This window comes from Thauera sp., assembly GCF_034003485.1.
GTDB lineage: Bacteria > Pseudomonadota > Gammaproteobacteria > Burkholderiales > Rhodocyclaceae > Thauera.
This window is the reverse complement of record NZ_JAVEYL010000005.1, coordinates 138,426-156,750: the sequence shown is the minus strand read 5'-3', so window position 1 is coordinate 156,750 and position 18,325 is coordinate 138,426. Positions and strand designations below refer to the sequence as shown.

The 18,325-nt window shown below is 66.0% G+C and carries 16 protein-coding genes, 2 tRNA genes and 2 pseudogenes; 9 read left to right on the top strand and 11 right to left on the bottom strand.

Translation table 11 applies throughout. From position 1 onward, the window contains the following. Window positions 1-487 precede the first annotated feature (487 nt). The 5 genes from RBT54_RS04345 (at window position 488) to RBT54_RS04325 (ending at window position 4,522) form a co-directional block, all read left to right on the top strand. Entirely contained in the window at window positions 488-658 is a 171-nt protein-coding gene (locus RBT54_RS04345) for a Flp family type IVb pilin (protein ID WP_320364468.1), read from the top strand. 155 nt (window positions 659-813) lie between these two features. Next, window positions 814-1,299 carry a prepilin peptidase gene (locus tag RBT54_RS04340; protein WP_320364466.1) on the top strand — a complete coding sequence of 162 codons (486 nt, stop codon included), beginning with the start codon at window positions 814-816 and terminating at the stop codon, window positions 1,297-1,299. After that, window positions 1,299-1,763 (top strand): TadE/TadG family type IV pilus assembly protein, encoded by a 465-nt coding sequence (locus tag RBT54_RS04335; RefSeq protein ID WP_320364464.1) that lies wholly within the window; start codon window positions 1,299-1,301, stop codon window positions 1,761-1,763. Before RBT54_RS04340 ends, RBT54_RS04335 begins: the two co-directional genes overlap by 1 nt. Window positions 1,764-1,774: 11 nt before the next feature. Further along, window positions 1,775-3,934, top strand: a complete 2,160-nt coding sequence (locus tag RBT54_RS04330) for a pilus assembly protein TadG-related protein (RefSeq protein WP_320364462.1) — start codon at window positions 1,775-1,777, stop codon at window positions 3,932-3,934. A gap of 9 nt (window positions 3,935-3,943) precedes the next feature. Beyond that, a complete protein-coding gene (locus RBT54_RS04325) occupies window positions 3,944-4,522 on the top strand; it encodes a TadE/TadG family type IV pilus assembly protein (protein ID WP_320364460.1) in 579 nt (192 codons plus the stop codon). 23 nt (window positions 4,523-4,545) lie between these two features. Here the strand turns inward: RBT54_RS04325 and RBT54_RS04320 are convergent, their stop codons facing one another. The 8 genes from RBT54_RS04320 to cpaB are packed head-to-tail and all read right to left on the bottom strand — an operon-like array spanning window position 4,546 to window position 12,150. Next, window positions 4,546-4,845, bottom strand: coding sequence for a DUF3613 domain-containing protein (locus tag RBT54_RS04320; protein ID WP_320364458.1), 300 nt, complete (start codon window positions 4,843-4,845; stop codon window positions 4,546-4,548). Further along, window positions 4,842-5,507, bottom strand: a complete 666-nt coding sequence (locus tag RBT54_RS04315) for a tetratricopeptide repeat protein (protein WP_320364456.1) — start codon at window positions 5,505-5,507, stop codon at window positions 4,842-4,844. The genes RBT54_RS04320 and RBT54_RS04315 overlap by 4 nt, the downstream gene beginning before the upstream one ends. Window position 5,508: 1 nt before the next feature. After that, the gene (locus RBT54_RS04310) at window positions 5,509-6,420 is read right to left on the bottom strand and encodes a type II secretion system F family protein (RefSeq protein ID WP_320364454.1); all 912 of its coding nucleotides are present in this window, start codon (window positions 6,418-6,420) and stop codon (window positions 5,509-5,511) included. Further along, window positions 6,413-7,309 carry a type II secretion system F family protein gene (locus tag RBT54_RS04305; RefSeq protein ID WP_320364452.1) on the bottom strand — a complete coding sequence of 299 codons (897 nt, stop codon included), beginning with the start codon at window positions 7,307-7,309 and terminating at the stop codon, window positions 6,413-6,415. The genes RBT54_RS04310 and RBT54_RS04305 overlap by 8 nt, the downstream gene beginning before the upstream one ends. Then, complete coding sequence (locus tag RBT54_RS04300) at window positions 7,303-8,571, bottom strand: CpaF family protein (protein ID WP_320364451.1); 1,269 nt, start codon at window positions 8,569-8,571, stop codon at window positions 7,303-7,305. Before RBT54_RS04300 ends, RBT54_RS04305 begins: the two co-directional genes overlap by 7 nt. 11 nt (window positions 8,572-8,582) lie before the next feature. After that, window positions 8,583-9,809, bottom strand: coding sequence for a pilus assembly protein (locus tag RBT54_RS04295; protein WP_320364449.1), 1,227 nt, complete (start codon window positions 9,807-9,809; stop codon window positions 8,583-8,585). Further along, window positions 9,809-11,131 (bottom strand): type II and III secretion system protein family protein, encoded by a 1,323-nt coding sequence (locus RBT54_RS04290; RefSeq protein ID WP_320364447.1) that lies wholly within the window; start codon window positions 11,129-11,131, stop codon window positions 9,809-9,811. Before RBT54_RS04290 ends, RBT54_RS04295 begins: the two co-directional genes overlap by 1 nt. A gap of 26 nt (window positions 11,132-11,157) precedes the next feature. Then, complete coding sequence (cpaB, locus tag RBT54_RS04285; RefSeq protein ID WP_320364445.1) at window positions 11,158-12,150, bottom strand: Flp pilus assembly protein CpaB; 993 nt, start codon at window positions 12,148-12,150, stop codon at window positions 11,158-11,160. A gap of 213 nt (window positions 12,151-12,363) precedes the next feature. Here cpaB and RBT54_RS04280 point away from each other — a divergent pair, with 213 nt between their 5' ends. Beyond that, window positions 12,364-13,473, top strand: coding sequence for a GGDEF domain-containing protein (locus RBT54_RS04280; RefSeq protein WP_320364444.1), 1,110 nt, complete (start codon window positions 12,364-12,366; stop codon window positions 13,471-13,473). A 61-nt stretch (window positions 13,474-13,534) separates the two neighbouring features. On the opposite strand, the gene RBT54_RS04275 is transcribed toward RBT54_RS04280, so the two are convergent. The 3 genes and pseudogenes from RBT54_RS04275 to RBT54_RS18440 form a co-directional block, all read right to left on the bottom strand. Next, window positions 13,535-14,593 (bottom strand): peptidoglycan-binding domain-containing protein, encoded by a 1,059-nt coding sequence (locus RBT54_RS04275; protein ID WP_320364442.1) that lies wholly within the window; start codon window positions 14,591-14,593, stop codon window positions 13,535-13,537. A 228-nt stretch (window positions 14,594-14,821) separates the two neighbouring features. Further along, window positions 14,822-15,058 (bottom strand): annotated as a pseudogene (locus RBT54_RS18445) (methyl-accepting chemotaxis protein); the annotation flags it as partial. 381 nt (window positions 15,059-15,439) lie between these two features. Next, window positions 15,440-16,546: pseudogene (locus tag RBT54_RS18440) on the bottom strand (PAS domain S-box protein); the annotation flags it as partial. Between the two features lie 353 nt (window positions 16,547-16,899). Here RBT54_RS18440 and RBT54_RS04265 point away from each other — a divergent pair. The 3 genes from RBT54_RS04265 (at window position 16,900) to RBT54_RS04255 (ending at window position 18,219) form a co-directional block, all read left to right on the top strand. After that, window positions 16,900-16,976: transfer RNA gene (locus tag RBT54_RS04265), tRNA-Arg, on the top strand. A gap of 41 nt (window positions 16,977-17,017) precedes the next feature. After that, window positions 17,018-17,094 (top strand) — tRNA-Arg (locus tag RBT54_RS04260). A 120-nt stretch (window positions 17,095-17,214) separates the two neighbouring features. Next, window positions 17,215-18,219: a DnaJ C-terminal domain-containing protein gene (locus tag RBT54_RS04255; RefSeq protein WP_320364438.1), complete on the top strand. Its 1,005-nt coding sequence runs from the start codon at window positions 17,215-17,217 to the stop codon at window positions 18,217-18,219. Window positions 18,220-18,325 lie beyond the last annotated feature (106 nt).

Here is an 18,325-nt window from a genome sequence, read left to right as displayed (position 1 = left end):
GGAATCGGCTCGAAAGACGGCTGGAAAGTGCTTCATGCCAAACCACGCCGGGGTTCTTCAGCGTCGATTTTTCCCAGCCAAGCTGGAAACCGAAGGTGACGGTTCAATTTTCAACACCCTGTTAGGGAGACTCACGATCAGGGACAAGCAATCTCGGCATGAAAACTCCTCGCATCGCGAAGCACGCCAGCGCACCCGATCACACTGCGGCACCTCGAACTCCGCTTACAAATCAATTTCCCATGCAGACCGTCCCACGTCTGCGCAATAACGCACACCTGAGCTTGATGACAAACGCAACACTCCACGCCAATAACGCCAATCCAAAACAGATAGTCATACCCACTTCAAAAATAGATTTTAATAAGGCATTCATAAAGCAAACAGCAATCCTGAATAGGCAGGCATGAGACATATTTAACGCCGCATTCCGCCGCTTAGTCATAAAATTGACACGTATCAAATTTCTCAATTACGGGAGGGCGGCATGAAAACCAGAATCATCGAATTTCTGAAAGACGAAGAGGGCGCGACGGCGATCGAATACGCGCTGATTGCGGCGTTGGTTGCGGTCGCTGCAGTTACGGCTTTGACAACGCTCGGCGGAGACCTCGGCGAGGTTTTCACCTTCATCTCGGGAAAGCTGACGACACCGTAGTAAGAAACTGGAGCGGCAGAAAGATGCGATCCACATAGGGGTTTGATTGCCTCAGATTCTTACATACCGAATTTCCACCGCGCATATTGGCGTTCGGCCGTCGAAAGCGCTGACGAGTACGCGCTCGGATGCTTTGCCGCAGTTCTGCTGAAGAAATGCCATTTCTAAATGCGGGTGTCGTTTTCGAGATCTCGCTTGGCGTCTGGGCGCTGGCAGTCGCATCCTCCGACTGGCGCCAGCGCCGCATCCCCAACGCGCTGCTCGCCCCTGCGGCGGCGCTCGCGCTGCTTGTGCTGCTGATCCAGGGTGCGAGTCCGCTCGGTGCGAGTGGAATGGCCGTAGCAAAGGGCGCCGGACTGGCCTTGCTGCTCACCCTGCCCGGCTACCTGTTCCGCGCCCTCGGCGCAGGTGACGTAAAGCTGCTCTTCGTCATCGCCCTGCTCGGCGGAGTCTGGATCACCTTCGGCAGCTTCGCCATCGGCGCCCTGCTCACTGCGGCGGGCGGGTTGCTCGACTTGAAAGTTCGCAGCCTGCTCGGCCTCGACCCGAAACAGGGCCGCCACCTGCCCTTCGGCAGCGCGCTGGCGGTTGGCCTCTTGATCATGATGTTCGCTGGAGACGCTCCACCCGGATGGCGCTGATGACGGCTCACGGATCCCCCCGCCGGCAGCACGGCGCCGCGGCGATCGAGTTCGCGGCGGTGTTCGTGGTGTTCTTCCTGTTCTTCTATGCCATCGTCGGCTACTTCATGCCGCTGATGATCCGCGCGACCTACGAGGAGGTCGCCGCCGACGCCCTGCGCGCCGCGATCCGGCAGGACTTCCGCCGCCTCGACGCCGGCGCACAAACCGACGAACTGGCCCGTGCGGAAACGCGTGCCCTGCGCGAAATCCGCACCGCCTGGCTGCCCGAGGACTGGGCGGTGCCGTGCGCCGACTACGGCGGGAACTTCCTGCGCGTCACCGAGGGCCACCGGGTGTGGAGCGTATGCCTGCGCCACACTGCGCCACACACGATCATGCCGCAGCTCTCCCTGCTCGGCGTCACGATCCCGGCGCTCCCCAGCGAGCTCCGCGGCGAGGCGAGGATACGCCTCCTCAACTGAAGACCAGGGTCATGAACCTCGCCCCACGCCGCCCTGCCCCCCGCCCCCATCGCGCGCGCACTTTCCAGCGTGGGGCGATCGGCATCCTGGCCGCGGTGACGCTCCCCATCGCCATCCTCGCCACCGTACTCGCGCTCGACACCGGGCGCCTGTACCTGGAGCAGCGCGACCTGCAGAAGATCGCCGACACGGCTGCGATGGAGGCCATCTCGCGCCTGCCATCGGGAAACTGCGCCGCGGCGGGGAGCCTGCCTGCCACCTACGCCAGCGAGAACGCCGCAGCCTACGGCTTCGGCAGCGCCGCCGGTGAAGCGATCACCACCCTCTGCGTCGGCCTCAGCACCAATTCAAGTACTGGCGTGCGCGCACCCGACGACACCACCCCCGCCGCAGAGCGCCGAGCGGTGCAGGTGACGGTCTCCCGGGAGGTGCCGTCCAGCCTGATCCTGCGCGGCGGCAGCCTGTTCGGCGCGGGTGGCAGCGACGCCATCACGCTGAGCGCAGTCGCCACCGCCGAGAAGGACCTGGTCGAGCCCTGGGCGGAGTTCTCGGTTGGCGCACAACTGCTATCGCTCGGCGACGACAGACTGCTGGACACGGTGCTGTCCGCCGTCGGCGTCAATACCGACCTCACCGTGTTGAGCGCCGCCGGCCTGGCCAGCGCACGGGTCACACCGGCCGGTTTGCTGCGCGCGCTCGGCGTCACTGCCAGCATCGACGAGCTGAAGGCCCTCTCACCGGCTGGCCTGGTCCAATTAGTCGACACCGAGGTCGGTGTGCTCGGCATCGACGACCTGATCAATCTGGGGGTACAGGTCGTCAGCGACGACACCCTAGGGGCCAGCCTGGGTGTGCTGCGTGACGCGGTGGCGACGAATGCGGTGCTCGGCCCTGCAAGCGTGAAGCTCTTCGGCACGCCCGATACGCCGGGCCTGATCCGGCTCGCAGCCGGCTCCGCAAACGACCCACTGGGCTCCGCCCTCGACGCACAGATCAACCTCGGCGAACTGCTGAGCACGGGCATTCTCGCCGGTGCGGGCGGGCGGGCGCTGACGATCCCGAACACCAACCTGCTCGGATTGGCCACCTTGTCGCTCGGCGTTGTCGAACCACCCACCATCGCCATCGGCCCGGTCGGCACCCAGGCCTACAACGCCCAGGTCAGGCTGCACGTGGACGTGGATACCAGCGGCACCGTACTCGTCGGCAACCTGCTCGACCTGCTCGGCACCCGGATTCGGCTGCCGATCACCATCGACCTCACCGACGCCAGAGGCACGCTCACCGCCATCGATTGCTCGGTCTCTCCAGCCACCGCCACGGTCGGCGTCGAGTCGCGCATAGGCAGCGTGTGCGTGGGCACCCTGCCTCCTGGAGCCCTGTGGTCCATCGGCGGCAGTTGCACCGACCAGGTCCAGAGCACCGCCCTGGTAACCCTGCTGGGCGGCACCTTGCTCAACGGCAAGATCGCCCTCCCCGCGCTCGCCGAGACGGACACCACGGCGCCCTTGAGCCCGGGCGAATCGGAACTGACCGGGGCCAACACCCTCAACCTCGGATCGCTCCTGGACGATCTGCTGGACGGGCTGACCGCCTTGCTGAGCAGCACGGACGCGGGCGGAGGGGCAGCGCAACCATTCAGCGCTGCGCAAGCAACGGCCATCGCCGACAGCATCCTGGCGCTGCCCGAGCTCGCCCCGAACCAGCCTGGGCGATACACGATCGGCAGGCTCTGGGACATCCAGCACAAGCTCGACGACCTGGGGCTGAACTGGGATCGCCCGGCATTTCTGTTCACCGGAAAGATGAACGCTGAATGGCGATCGAAAACAGAACAGCTTCCGCTTACCAACGGTTGTTACATCGTACTGACCAGCTACTACGATGCAGCCTGCGCCCGGACAAAGCTGATCGCAGCGCTGCAGACCACCTCGGACGTCGGTTTGTTGGGCGCGATCGTCAATGCGCTCCTGAGCCCGCTCCTGAACGCCGTCGGCGGTCCGCTGCTCGCCATCGTGCTCGATGCCCTGATGGCCGCCCTGGAACCCCTGCTCGACACCATCGGTGGCGTGCTCACCACCCTGCTCTCCGATATCCTCGGCATCGACCTGGGTCGCACCGAGGTGGAGATGCGTGACATCGGCTGCGGCATGCCGCGGCTGGTGGGCTGAGGTAGCGACATGGACGCGTACGCCAGCACCCGGAATGAAATCGCGCAAGCCCCGCGGATGCAGCGCGGCAGCGTGGCGATCGAGTTCGCCGCGGTGTTCGCCGTCTTCTTCGTCGTGCTCTACGCCGCCCTCGCCTACAGCATTCCCTTCATGCTGCAGCAGAGCCTCAAGCAGGTGAGCGCGGATGCAGCGCGCTCGGCGGCGCGCATCGACCCCGCGGTGGCGGGGTATCGCGACAAGGTGGCCGACATCGTCGACCAGACGGTCAAGAACAGCTGGCTCCCAGGCAACTGGTATGCGCATTGCACTACCGCCGGCCCGGGCAGCACGCAGGGTTACACGCAGTGGCAGGCCTTGCGCAGTGACGGCGCGGATTCATACGCCTACCTCACCAGCGACAACAGCGACCCCGACGATCCCCGCCCGGTGATCCTGGTATGTCTCGAGCGCAAGTACAACCGCAGCGGCGCAGCGAACGAGACCGCGATCGTGCCGGTGCTCGAGATTATCGGCGTCACCCTGCCCGCCCTTCCGGTGGATGACAACGGCGACACCATCTTGCGCGCCACCACCGCCATGCACCTGTAGGTCTGCGTGCGTCGCCTGCGGGCCTACTTGCTCGTGCCGACGGACTCCTGATTCAGGCGCTCCTCAACCTCGTGAGTGAAGCTCTTCACATACCGCTCATGAATCTTCTGCTGCACCTCTCCGGAAAGCGGTTGCGGATGAAGCGAGGCCTGTGCCCGGCTGCGCTGCAGTTCCAGCCAGTAGCGTGCAGTGGCGCCATTACGTCGATCGTCGACAAGCCGGTCTTCGTGCCCGGTAACGGGGCGGTCGCCTTCCGCGGCGAGCACAGCGGCGGCAGGCAGCACGCTCAGGGCGATCACGCAGGCGCAGCGGCACAGCTTCATGGTTGTTCTCCTTTGTTCGCGGCCAGGCGCACGGCCAAGGCCTTGAGTTGGGCCAGCGTCTCCGGGCTGGCCTGATGGCGGCGCCCCCAGTCTTCGGCACGCGCGGTGTCCCCCATGACGTAGTACAGCAGCACGAGATTGAAGGCGACCTTGCGATCCGAGGGGGCCAGGTCCTGGGCGGTAAGTAGCTCGTGGCGGGCGTCGTCCAGCGCGCCGGACACCAGCAGGGCGTAGCCGAGGTCGTTGCGCACGCGCGCGTTGGCCGGCAGTAGCGCGCGCGCCTGGCGAAAATGTTCGATGCCCTCGCCGGCGCGGCCCTCGGCACTGGCGAGCAGGCCCAGGCCATGGTGGCCGAGCCCGGCGAGGCAGCCGGAGAGCAGGCCGCGATAGAGCGCCGCGGCCTCGGTGCCACCACCGATGCGGCGCAGGATGTCCGCACGCAGCAGTGCGGCGTGCTCGCCCTTGTAGTTCAGCGCTTCGAGGTGGGCGAGCGCCGCGTAGGGCTGGCCGTCATCGAGCACCTGACGGACCATGGCCAGCCGCGTGCCCACCCCCGGCTCGAGCGCGGCACTGCAGGCGACGGCGTCCCCCGGGCGGTTGGGCTGCGCGGCGCAGCCGGCAAGGAGCGCGAAGGCAGTGCAGCAGGCGAGCAGAGGCTTCATGTCAGCGAATGGAGGAAAGTGCGCGAACCAGGGTGATCATTCCCGGCCCGGCGATGAAGATCAGCAGCGCGGGGAACATGAACAGGATCATGACGATGGTCATCTTCGCCGACAGCTTGCTGACGTATTCGCGCAGGCCGGAGAGACGTCGCTCCTCGATCAGCGCGGCAAAGCTCCCCAGCGACTCGCGCAGGCTGCCGCCGTACCGCGTGGCCTGCTTGAGGATGGCGACGGTGTCGTTGAGTTCGGCCACGTCGAGCGGCGCGACCATATCCTGCAAGGCCTCGGCGCGGTCCTGGCCGGCACCGATGCGCGTCACCGCCACGCGCAGCTCGGCGGCGATCTCGGGAATCAGCTCGCCGCCATCCTGGTGCAGGATGCGCAGGGTCTGCTCCAGCGACAGCCCGGCGTCGAACAGCATGCGCAGCATATGCAGCAGGGGCACCATCTCCTCGCGGATGCGTTTTTGGCGGCGGGCGGCGAGCATGCGCACCACACGCGGCGGCACCAGGTAGCCGATGGCGAAGCCGGCAAACCCGGAAAGCAGCAGGGCGCTGCCGTGCATCCCGCGCGCGAGGCCAAGACTCACGCCCAGGCCAGCGCCGAGCAAGGGTACGAGGAAGAGGGCGAGCTTGAACACGCGCATGCCGCGCTCACTGCCGAGGCCGGCCCGCCGCAGGTCGCGCTCAACCTCGGCGGTATCGGTAAGCTTGTCGAACAGCGCGCTACCCTTATCCGGCTCCGGGGCCACGCGCATCCAGGCCATGTCCGAACGCCGGGCGAGCACCTCGCGAAAGCGCACGCTCGCCTCCTTTTCCTCGCGCCGGCCGATGAGCACCACGATGACCATCGCCGCAGCGACGAGCAAAGTGGCGGTGAGCGTTGCCCAGAACAGGATGGCCTCGTCAGACACTCTTCACCATCCGCCAAAGGATGAAGGCGCCCACGAGCTGAAAGCCCAGCGCGGTGAGGAGCGCCATGCGCCCACCGTCGTCGTTCCACATCGACATGATGTAGTCGGGGTTGACCGCCACCATGTAGGCCGCGATGCCGCTCGGCAGCAAGGTCAGCACCCAGGCGCTGAGCCGGGTCTCGCCAGTGAGCGAGGCCAGCTCACGCTGGATCTGCTCGCGGTTGCGGATCAGTGTGGTCACGCTCTGCAGCATCTCGCGCGGGCTGCTGCCGTAGTCGTGCGAGATGCGCACCGCCAGCGCCACCAGCAGCAGCTCGCGCAGCTTGTAGAGATGGGCCGCGTCGCGCATCGCGCTGCTGATGTCGGCGCCGAGGGCAACCGCCTGGTGCACCCGACGCATGGCGTCACGCAGGGGCTCGGGCGTCTCCTCGGAAGCCTGCTTGAGCGCGCCGTCCAGGTTGCGACCGGTGGCGAGGCCCCTCACCATCTGGTCGAGGAACAAGGGCACCTGCCCGATCATGACCGTGACGCGCTTGTGGTACTTGTACTCCGGCCACGCGAAGCATGCCCCGATCACCACCCCGAGCGCCACCAGCGCGCCGAACACTCCTCCCCGCGACCACGCCAGCAAGACCAGCACCAGCGCGGCCAGGGCGACCAGCAGCACGTGCACCGGCCTGAGCTCGATGCCGCTGCGCCACAGCCAGCGCTCGATCGCCGTGCCATGAAGGGGGTTTTCGCCGTGCTCCTTGCCCAGATGGATGATCGCGGTATCGAGGAAGTGGCTGCGCACCCGTTGGCGAAGCTGGGTGCGGTTGCTCGAACGCAGCAACAGCACGGCCCCGATCAGCAGGCCGAACGCGACGCCATACAGGGTGAGGACTACCATGCCGGCCGCGCCCCCATGACGGCGCGCAGCTTCGGCGAGTTGGGTGGCGTCCCGGAAGGAACGAAGGCGTCGGAGGCGGCATGGTGCTCGTACAGCGTGCTGGTGACGAACTGACCGTCGCGCAGGCCCTGGACCTCGTCGATGCCGGTCACCCGGCGGCGGCCATCGGGCAGGCGGCTGATCTGCACGATGAGGTCGATGGCGGTGGCGATCATGGTCTTGAGCGTCAGGTCAGTGCCCTGAAAGCCCGCCAGCCCGGCCAACATCTCGAGGCGCACCAGCGCGTCGCGGGCGTTGTTGGCGTGCACGGTGCTCATGCAGCCGTCGTGGCCGGTGTTCATCGCCTGCAGCACGTCCATGACCTCGTCGCTACGGATCTCGCCGAGGATGATGCGGTCCGGACGCATGCGCAGCGCGTTGCGCACCAGCTCGCGCGCCGACACCTCGCCCTGGCCGTCGATGTTGGCCGGACGCGTTTCGAGCCGCACCACGTGCTCGTGACCAAGCTGCAGTTCGGCCGCGTCCTCGATGGTGATCAGGCGCTCGCCGGCTACGATGCGCTGCGACAACACATTGAGCAGCGTCGTCTTGCCGGCGCCGGTGCCGCCGCTGATGAGGATGTTGCAGTGGCTGTCCACCGCCTGGTGAAGGAAGTTCATCAGATCGTTGTCGACGGTGCCGAAGGCCATCAGGTCGGCCGCAAGCAGCGGGTCCTTGCGGAACTTGCGGATCGACACGCAGGGGCCGTCGAGGGCGACCGGCGGAATGATCGCGTTGACCCGGCTGCCGTCGGGCAGGCGAGCGTCGACCATCGGACTGGATTCGTCGAGCCGGCGCCCGAGCGGGGCCAGGATGCGGCGCACCACGCGCAGCACATGGTCGTCGTCGATGAAGCGCAGCTCGGTGAGCTGGAGCTTGCCTGCGCGCTCGACGAAAATGCGCTGGGCGCCGTTGACCAGGATGTCGTTGACCCGGTCATCGTTGATGAGCTTTTCCAGCGGGCCGTAGCCGGTGAGCTCATCGACCATTTCCTGGGCGAGGTTCTCGGTGTCGTAGGCGGTGACCGGCAGATGCTCCTGGGCGACGTAGCGCGTCACCTTGTTGCGGACGAACTGCGAGAGGTCGCCCGGCGTCATCTCGGCCAGCGGGACGCGCTCGTCCTCGATCGCGTCGATCAGGTGGCGGTGCAGGCGCAGCTTGATGTCCTGATAGGAGTCGCTCTGCTTGAGGCTGTAGTCGTAGTTCAGGTTGCGAAAAGGCATGGCCGCCCCCCTCAGTCCGCTCCGCGCTTGAGCAACCAGCGCAGCGGATGGCGCCAGCCGGTCGCCCCGGCCGCGCCCATCGCGGCCGCCGACTCCGGTAGCAGGCTCAGCGTGACACTGCGCACCGCTGCCGCATAAGGGTCGCGCGGCGCCGCCTCGAACATGCTGCGACCGGTGTTCATCACCCCCAGCCGCGCCATGCCCGAGGACGGCAGCGTGCCCAGCAGGGGCAGGTTCATGCCGCCAGCGATGCTCTCCGCGTCGGGCGGCATCTTCGGCAGGTAGTAGTCGACGATGATCCCCGCCCCCTCGAGCGCAATCTTGTTGTCCCGCAGCCTCTGCAGCAGCGCCCTGTTCTGCTTGCAGCTGGGCAGGCTCTGCTCGAGCAGGAACACCACCTTGTCGGCGCGCCCGACGGCCAGGGAGAGAAAGTCCGAACTCGGCATGCCGCCGAGATTGATGACGATGTGGCTGAAAAAGCGTCGCAGGGTTCCGAGCAGCACATAGACATCGGCCGAGGTGATCTCCTGCCCGGCGAGGTTGGGATCCTCCGGCATCGCCAGCAGGCGCAGGCCGCTCTCGTGCATGCCGAAGGCAGTCTCGATGAGCGTCTCGTCGAGTCGGCGCAAGCTACGCACGGCGTCGACGAAGGTGTACGACGACTGGATGCCGAGAAACAGCAAGGTGTCGGCCGGCGGCACCCCGAGATCGAGCAGCAACACCTTGTTGGCCGGCGAGCGCTGCTGGATCGCCAGCGCCATGTGCAGCGCCAGCATCGCCGCATCGCCGTTGGGACGCGACGACAGCAGCGCGAGCATCCAGCTGTCGTCGCGGGCGCCGTTGTTGTTGTTGCTGACCACCTGGCTGCGCTCGACCACGTAGCGCACCGCACTCACCACCTCGCTGGTGCTCTGCTCGGGGGTGATGAAATCCCGCGCGCCCGCCCGCAGCGCGGCGAGCAGCAACTCCTGATCCATCGACTCGCCGACCGCGATGACCGGCAGCAGCGGCTTGGCCGCCAGCAAGCCGGCGAGCAGCTTCGCCTCCTGGCGCAAACCGGCGCGGCTCAGGCTGACCAGCAGGACGCGGGTGCCGGTCACGTCTACCAGCTGGAGCACACTCTCGAGCGAGGCGGGATCACCCACCATCACCGAGCCGAGCTCGCGCAAAGACCGCGCCAGCCAGTTCTGGATCGAAGGCTGATCGGTGACGATCACAAAGCTGCGTTCTTCGGCCATCAGTCAGAGAACCCCGTCAAACCCTTGAAACGCCCCTTTTCCTCGAACATCAGCTCACCGAAACTGGGGTTGTAGTCTTCCAGCGCCGCACCGGGCAGGGGCGGCAGCGGCTGGTCCTTGGCGAAGGGTCGCACCAGGTGCGCGGTGACCACCATCAGCAGCTCCTTGTCCGTGCGGTCGAAACGAGTCGAACGCAGGAAGGCGCCGATGATCGGCAAGTCACCCAGGAATGGGAACTTGTCGACGTTGCTGGCGGTGTTGCGGCTCACCAGGCCGCTGAGCACGAAGCTCTCGCCATCGGCCAGCGCCACGCTGGTGTCGGTGCGACGCACGCTCAGCCCCGGCACCGCCACCCCGCCCGATTGCACGGCAAGGCTGAAATCGGGCTCGCTGACTTCGGGCGACACCTTCAGGAAGATGCGGTTCTGCTCGAGCACGGTGGGCGTGAGCGCGACCTTGATGCCGTATTCCTTGTATTCGATGCTGGTCGCACCGTCCGAGCCCGAGCTGATCGGGATCGGGATCTCGCCGCCGGCGAGGAAGGTCGCGCTGTGGCCGCTGAGGGCGGTGAGGCTGGGTTCGGCCAGGGTGTAGGCGAAGCCATTCGACTCGAGCACGCTCAACGCCGACAGCACGCCATTGCTGCCCTTGCCCAGCACCAGGTTGAAGGCGTTGGCAAAAGGCAGGAAACCGGAGGCGCTGCTCAGGGTGAAGTTGGTGCCTTCGAGCTCCAGGCCGCTCACGTTGCCCGGCCCGGAGATCGCCGCCGTGCGCCCGCTACCGGGCGAGTTGCGCCCGAGAAAGAAGCCCGCCTCCATCAGGCGGCGGCGCGACACCTCGACGACCTTGATGTCGATCTGCACCTGGGTGTCGAAGCTGGTGGTCGTGCGATCGACGACATCGGTGCCAGGCGTGAGCGTGCTGAGCGCCGCCTGGTGCGCGTCGAGCGAGGAAATGGCCCCGTCGAGCACCGGGTGCGATCCGGCGGCCTCTGCCCTCAACCCCTCGGCCCTGAGCGCCGGCGCCACCACTACGGTGGCCGAAAACGCCGGCCGGGCCGCCTCGAGCTGGTCCCAGACGAACAAGGTGGTGCTGCCCGCCTTCTTGCCGGTGATCAGCACTCCGCTCGGACCGGTGAGGGTGACCGCCGCCACCTCGGGGTCGCCGATCGCGATCCGGCGCACCGGGCCGCGCATCGGATAGGCGAGTTGCGCACCCGGCGCGAGGCGGAGTTCATTCGCCGGCGCGGCGTGCGCGGCACCCACCGTGCCGATCAGCAGCACGGAAACGAGGTGGATCAGGACGAGCAGACGGGGGACCAAGGCAGCCTCTGTAGGGACGGATCGGATCAGTATCGCGCGCCGTCGGCGGTGCGCGTCTTGTCCCCTTCGTGGATCACCACTGCGGGGGCGGGAGCCGGAGCGGTCATGGGGCTCACGGCGGGTATGCGCGACGGCGCGGCCACGACCGGCTGCGGGCCGCGCGATGAGGTCGGCTGCAAGTCGTCGAGTTCGATGAAGTAGCTGTCCACGACCGGGTCGACACCGGTCGACAGGCGTTCGGGCGCGGGCGGATGCAGCGCCAGACGCAATACGCCGCTGTTGGAGGCCAGCATCAGGCGTGACACGTCCTTCTCCGCCACCGCCAACACCGCCGAGGTGCTCGCCTTCGCCTTGGCGCGTTCGTCCTTGCTCACCTTGCTGCCCGCCGTGCTGCCTCCGCGCGGCGGCAAAGTGCCAGAACCACCGGCGCCCGCCAGGGGCTCCGCATCGGGCTCGGCGCTCGTGATCATGTCGCCATAGGCGAGCACGCGTGCGCCCGCGAGCACGACCTGCGCCGAGCTGGCTTCTCCGGTCTCGCGCGAGGGGCGCAAGAACAGCAGCACATCGACAAGGTCGCCAGCCTGGGCGAACCCGCCCAGGCCGACCAGCTCATCGACCTTGATCGCCACTGCGCGCTCGCCCTGGCGCAAACCCAGCTGCAGCGGGCTGGTCGGCGCCATCAGCGCGTCGGCGGTGAGCGTCGCGCCGGCCAGGAGGTCACGCGCGATCATGCGCCCCTGCACGCCCTGCACGGCCCGGAAGCTGCCGACAGGAGCCGGCTCGGGCACGGCGCGCAGCTCGATCATGTCGGGCATCAGCACCGTACCGGCGCGCAGCGTCCGGGTGCTGTGAACGAGCTGCACCGTGGGTACCGCCGGCGCGGCAGCCGCCGCCCCGACCTCTCCACCGCTCGCAGGCACCGGGGGCTTGGTGTTGCTCAGGCGATATCCCATGAATCCAGCAAGGACGGCGCCGACGACCAGGAGCAAAGCCATCAGGCGCAACAGCCAGGTCATCATCTGGGACCACCTGCACAGATCGGATACCGGGATGGAATTCGAAGGCGCAACTGAGCGGTAAGCATCTCAGGGATAAGCATATTCATGTGAATTCGCGAAAAAAAAGATAATCAAGCGATCCACTATTATGGTGCATCCTAAAAGGCCTCCGGGCCAGCGATAATGTCACATTCGTAATCAACTGTTGGTCGCGCCCGCCGGGAGCCACGCATCGTGAATAGCAACACCAGCTACACCGATCCGCACCAGTTGTCATCGGACCAGATCACCCATGCCTATGAGCGCGCCGGTGAGAGCTTCGTCCTTGCCGCGCTGATGGGTGGGGCGCTTGCCGCCTGTCTGGCGACCGAGGTACCGCTGCTGCCCGTGCTCGGCTGGTTCGCTTTTCACCTGCTCGCCAACGCCGGCCACGCGCTGCTCGGACGCCGCCTGCACGCTCGGGGTGACCAGCACAGACACGTGGGCGCGAATCTGTCGCAGCTCATGCTCGTCACCGGTGCCTCGGGGCTGAGCTGGGGCGCAAGCGTGGCCTTTCTGCCGTTCCTGAGCGCGCCGGCGCAGCAGCTGGTGATCGTGGTCCCCACCGCGATCGGCGTGGCCTCGATGACCCGGCTCGCCGCGCTGCCCAGTGTCCAGTCGGCATACACCGCGGCGGTGTTCCTGCCCCTGCTCATCGGCCTGGTGGTGGTATTCGGCAGCGCTTACTGGGCGCTCATCAGCGCCATCGCGCTGATCTGGGTCGCCCTCACCCTGGAGGCGCGCCGCGCCCACCAGCGGGTGGTGGCGCTCTACACCGCGCAGCAGTCTCTGGAAGACAAGGCCGTGCGCGACAAGCTCACCGGCGTGCCCAACCGGCGCGCCTTCGACGTCGCCATGGAGCGTGAGTGGGGCCGGGCATCGCGGCTCAAGGTGCCGCTCTCGGTGATCATGATCGACATCGACTTCTTCAAGAAATACAACGACCGCTACGGCCACCAGGCGGGCGACACCTGCCTGGCGGCGGTGGCGAAGGCCTTGTCCACCGCATGCCGGCGCCAGACCGACCTGCTCGCCCGCTACGGCGGCGAGGAGTTCGTCGCCCTGCTCTTCCATACCCCTCGCGACGACGCGACGCGCATCGGTGAGACGCTGCGCCGTGCGGTCGAACAGTTGCAGCTCGAACATGCCGCGAATACCACCGGCGTAGTGACCATCAGCCTCGGCGGCGCCACCTGCATCCCAACCTCGGCCATGAGCGCGCTAGCCCTGCTCGAATCCGCCGACGCCGCCCTCTACCGCGCCAAGGAACAAGGCCGCAACCGCGTCGAGTGGGCGCAGATCTGAGTACGTGGCCATTCAGCGCACCACGTCGGAGACAAGGTGGGCGTCGGCCCATGCTCGATTCTTACTGTATTCCGAGCCGTTTCAGGCTCTCGTAGGTAAGCGCACCGACGGCAAGGCCGTTACGGGTCTGGTAGTCGGTGAGGGCGCCGATCGTACGCACGCCGAGCAGGCCGTCGACAGCGCCGGGGTGATAGCCCTCTTCGGCGAGGCGCTGCTGCAGACGCGTGACCAGCGCGGCCGAGATGTCGGCACTGCACACCGCCTGGCGCGACACCACTCGGGCGCTGCCTTCGAAACGCGTGGTGTTTATCGCGCGCGTGACTGGGGGCAACTGCTCGACGGTGCTGCTCTCGGGCTTGATCACCTCGTGCAGTGGCAGGCTCGAAAGCTCGGGTGGCACCTCCACCTCGACCGCGCGCGCGGGCTGATCCACTACCCAGCGCCGGACTTCCTTGTATTGCGCTGGCTCGAAAGCGACGCGGGTGGTCTCGGGGCTGACCAGGACTTTCACCTTGACGGCCTCCATCCTCGCCGGCAGCTCACGGGCGCAGAAGGACACCGCACCGACGCTGCGCGCGTACTGGGTGCCCGCGCTGCGGCAGGGTTCGAGCACCGTTCTGGCGCCCTCCAGGGTGACGACCTCCTCGCGCTCCTCGAACACCGCGGGCACCACCACCAGGCGCGACACCTCGGGCCGCACGAGTACCTTCTCGACGACCTCGCGGTAGGTGGGCGGCTCGATGCGGTAAGTGCGCGTACCTTCGCGCGTCACGACCTGCTGATAGCCACGGCGGATCTCCGCCTGGGTCACGTTGATGCGCGTGCTGGAGTCCCTGACGGTGAGTTCGACGGTCTCGCTCACCGGCCTCGACCGGATCGGCGCATAGACCCAGCACTGCCCCGGCTCGATGACAGGCTCTTCATCACCGCCGGCTGGCGACTCGCTCGCGGTAGAAGCCTGGGGCGCAAGCGTAGTTTCGACTGGCGCGGCGCTTGCGCCGGTCTGGATGCTCGCTGGCGACGGCGCCGCAGGACCGACGTCCGTCACCAGCGGCGGCTGAATCGCACAGCCGGCAAGCACCAAGGCCAGGGCGCACAAGGAGAGATCATTTCCGGTCACGGAGCACCTGCAGCATTGGGGATTTTAAGTAAACGTGCAATTATAGCCCGGCTCAATACCCAGAGTCAGTCGCAAACCGCACAGATGACCGCGACGCCATGATTCGATCATCATAAAGTCGGCAATTCACGGTAATTGCCTGGCCGCCTCCTGCTGATTGCGCAAATGAGTAGACTTCAACTGCACTCAGGGCGCGGACAACAAGGCATTGAGCGAAGCGCTGAGCCTGTCGATCCGTTCGGAGCTTTCCTTCACCAGATGGGTGATTTCGGTCGCCGACGCGGCGGACTGCTGGGCAAGCTTGCGCACCTCATCGGCGACCACCGCAAAACCGCGACCCGACTCGCCCGCGCGCGCTGCCTCGATCGCGGCGTTCAGCGCCAGCAGGTTGGTCTTTTCGGTGATCGTATTGATGGCCCCGATGATGCTGGCGATCTGCTGACTCGACTCCTGGACCAGCGCCATCTCGCGATCGGTCACCTGCGCAGCCTCGAATTTCGCTTGTTCGTCGATGCCATAGGTGACGATGCGACGGATTTTTCCGACCGAGTCGGTGATCGGGCACAAGGTCCCTTCGAATCGAATCGGCTGACCATTCTTGTTGGGAACCAGGAACTCTCCAGCGATCTGCTCGCCCTGGAGCAGTCGACCGAATCGCTCCTCGCCGACAATCTGTCGCAGATTTCGCCTCTGGGCGAGCAACTCTGCCTCGTCCCTGTGCACCAGATGTCGGACCATGTATTCGTTGGCGCTCACCAGCGCGCCGCTGGTCTCCCATTCGGCGACCCCATTGCTGAGGCTCACGGCCGCAAAGCGCTTTTCCGACTCGAGCGACAGCTCTTTTGTCGCGGTGATGTTGGCCTGGATGGAAATGAAGTGCTCGATCTTGCCGTGGGCGTCGAACACCGGGTTGATTGCGAGCGAAATCCAGTACGGGTCCCCGGATTTCGCATAGTTGAGGATCTCGTTGTAGATCGGCTTGCGCTCACGCAACGACTCCCTGATGAGGGCAATCGTGGCGGGGTCGGTCGCCTCGCCCTGGAGGACGCGCCCCGGCTTCTTGCCGCGAATCTCGTCCAGGGTGTAGCCGGTCAGCCGGGTGAAGCCACGGTTTACGTACTGCACCAGACCGTTCTCGTCAGTGATGATGATCGAGTTGTCGGTCTCGTTGGCAACCAGCGACAGGATCTTGAACTCGCGGTTGCGCAACACTTGATCGGTAATGTCGTTGGCAAACTTGATGACCTTGACGACCGTTCCCTCGGGGCTGAGGATCGGATTGTAGGTGGCGTGAATCCACACCGAGCGCCCATCCTTGGCAATGCGCTCGTACTCCGCCGTCTGGAACAACCCCGAACGCAGGCTCTGCCAGAACTCGGCATAGGCCTTGCTTTCGCGCTCGGCGGGCGGGACGAAGATCCGGTGGTGCTGCCCGCGAATCTCGTCGATCGCGTACCCCATCAGGCTCAGGAAGTTTTCGTTGGCATCCAGGATGACGCCGTCGGTGCTGAACTCGATGACTGCCTGCGCACGATTGATCGCCGCAATCTGTGACTCGATGCGCGCGCGCTCAGCGACCTGCGCCGTGACATCCGTCGCGAACTTGATGACGCGCTGGACCTTGTTCCCGCGCACGATCGGTGTGTAGGTCGCCTGAATCCAGACCGGCTCACCCGCCTTGGTGAAGCGCCGGAACTCGCGCGTCTGCGGCTTTCCAGCCTGAAGCTCGCGCCAGAACGCGCGGTATTCGCTGCTCTCTGCATCTGCAGTGCTGAGGAACATCCGGTGCGGTCGGCCACGCACCTCCTCCAGGGAGTAGCCCATCAGGTCGAGAAATTTCTTGTTCGCGCGAACAACGTTGCCCTGGAGATCGAACTCGATGACGGCTTGCGTCTGCTCGATCGCCGCGATTACATCCAGGACCTGGCTGTTCTGGAAAAAAAAATGAAACATCTCGGCCGTCCTTGAGAGAGGGTGTAATGGGTCGACGCCGTTTTCTACGGCAAGCACGTGAGTTTCTTTAACGAGCCACCCGCCAGCGAGGAGGCAGCCGGCAGGCCGGGCCTGCAAAGAGGCACTGCGCCGCCAGGAAGCGCTTGCGTCAGTGCGCTTTAGCTGGCATAGTGGCGGCCGCTGTTGGCTGTGGATGGAAAAGATTGCCGTAGGTGGCGGTGACTTGCTTCTGTAAGTTACTGTTTTGAGTGCAAAACACTCCCGCTACGATTCGCTCCGCAGTGTCCGGCAAATAAAGCTTGAAGTCGCTGGAGCAGTCGTTATAATCGCGCTCCTTCGCAGTGCAGCACAAAGCGCCCGTAGCTCATCTGGATAGAGTACCTGGCTACGAACCAGGGGGTAGGAGGTTCGAATCCTTCCGGGCGCGCCAATAATGCCTTCCGATTTCGGGCTTTAAATGATTTCGGCAACGCGCCCGTAGCTCATCTGGATAGAGTACCTGGCTACGAACCAGGGGGTAGGAGGTTCGAATCCTTCCGGGCGCGCCAGACACCCCGAAAAAGCCTGGTCTCCGGACCAGGCTTTTTGTTTTCCCGGCTCGCACGCTGGCGCCTGCCAGCCCCCGGCTCGGTTAAGCTCACGTTTCCAGCGCCTCCGCGATACCGACGATGTCCGATGCCCACACACTGCTCGGGCTGCAGCCCGGCGCCACGACGCAGCAGATCAAGCGCGCCTTTCGCAAGCTTGCGATGCAGTGGCACCCCGACCGCAATACCGACCCGGCTGCGCTCGAGCACTTCAAGCTGCTGCGTCAGGCTCACGACCGCCTGCTCGCCACCCTGCTCGAGGATCCGGACGCCCCCGACACGAATGGCACCGAAGCGTACGCTGACGGTCCGGCACCGTCGCGCGGCCCCGATCGCTGGCAGACGCTGGAGATCAATTTCGAGGAGGCCTTCCTCGGCGCCACTCGGTCGGTTTGCGTGCGCACGCCCCAGCCGTGTAGTCAGTGCGGGGGCAGCGGGCTGGAGAAGCTCAGCGTCAGCCGGCTGTGCGCCCCCTGTCGCGGCTCGGGCCGGATCCGGAGCGAAAATGGCCTGGCCCGCTGTCCCGAGTGCGAGGGGCGCGGCTATTCCAGCACCCAGGCTTGCAGCCATTGCGCCGGCAGTGGAGAAGAGGTCGGCGAGCGCTGGCTGGAGGTTCAGATCCCCGCCGGATTGATCGACGACGACGAATTGCGCCTGGCCGGCGAGGGCGAAGCCCATCCGGACGCAGGCCATCCCCCGGGCGACCTCCGGATACGCGTTCGCCTGTCCCCACACCCGCTTTTTCGCCGCGAGGGGCGGAACCTTGTCCTCCAGCGGCCAGTCAGTGCGCTCAGGATGCTGATCGGGGGCAGCTTACGGATCCCGCATCCTGCGGGCTTGCGCACCGTTCCGCTCGAGCCCGGCGTAGCGCACCCGCGCGCGCTGCGTGTAGCCGGGGCAGGATTCCCCGGGCGCGGATCGCGCGCAGCTGGTGATCTGGTGATCGAGCTGGAGCCGATGCTCCCGCAGGCACCAGACAGGCAACTGCACGCGCTGATCGAACAACTCGACGTGGCCCTCGGAAAGAGCGCGACGCGCCATTTCCCGGAACTGGCGCGCTGGGAGGCGGACTGGCTAGGCGAATGAGCGCCGATTCCTGCCGCGCGCCTCTCCACGTGGCGGAAATGCGCATCACGGCCGAAGGCGTGTGGCAGTAAAATAAGCGAATTCTGATACACGCACCGCAACGCGG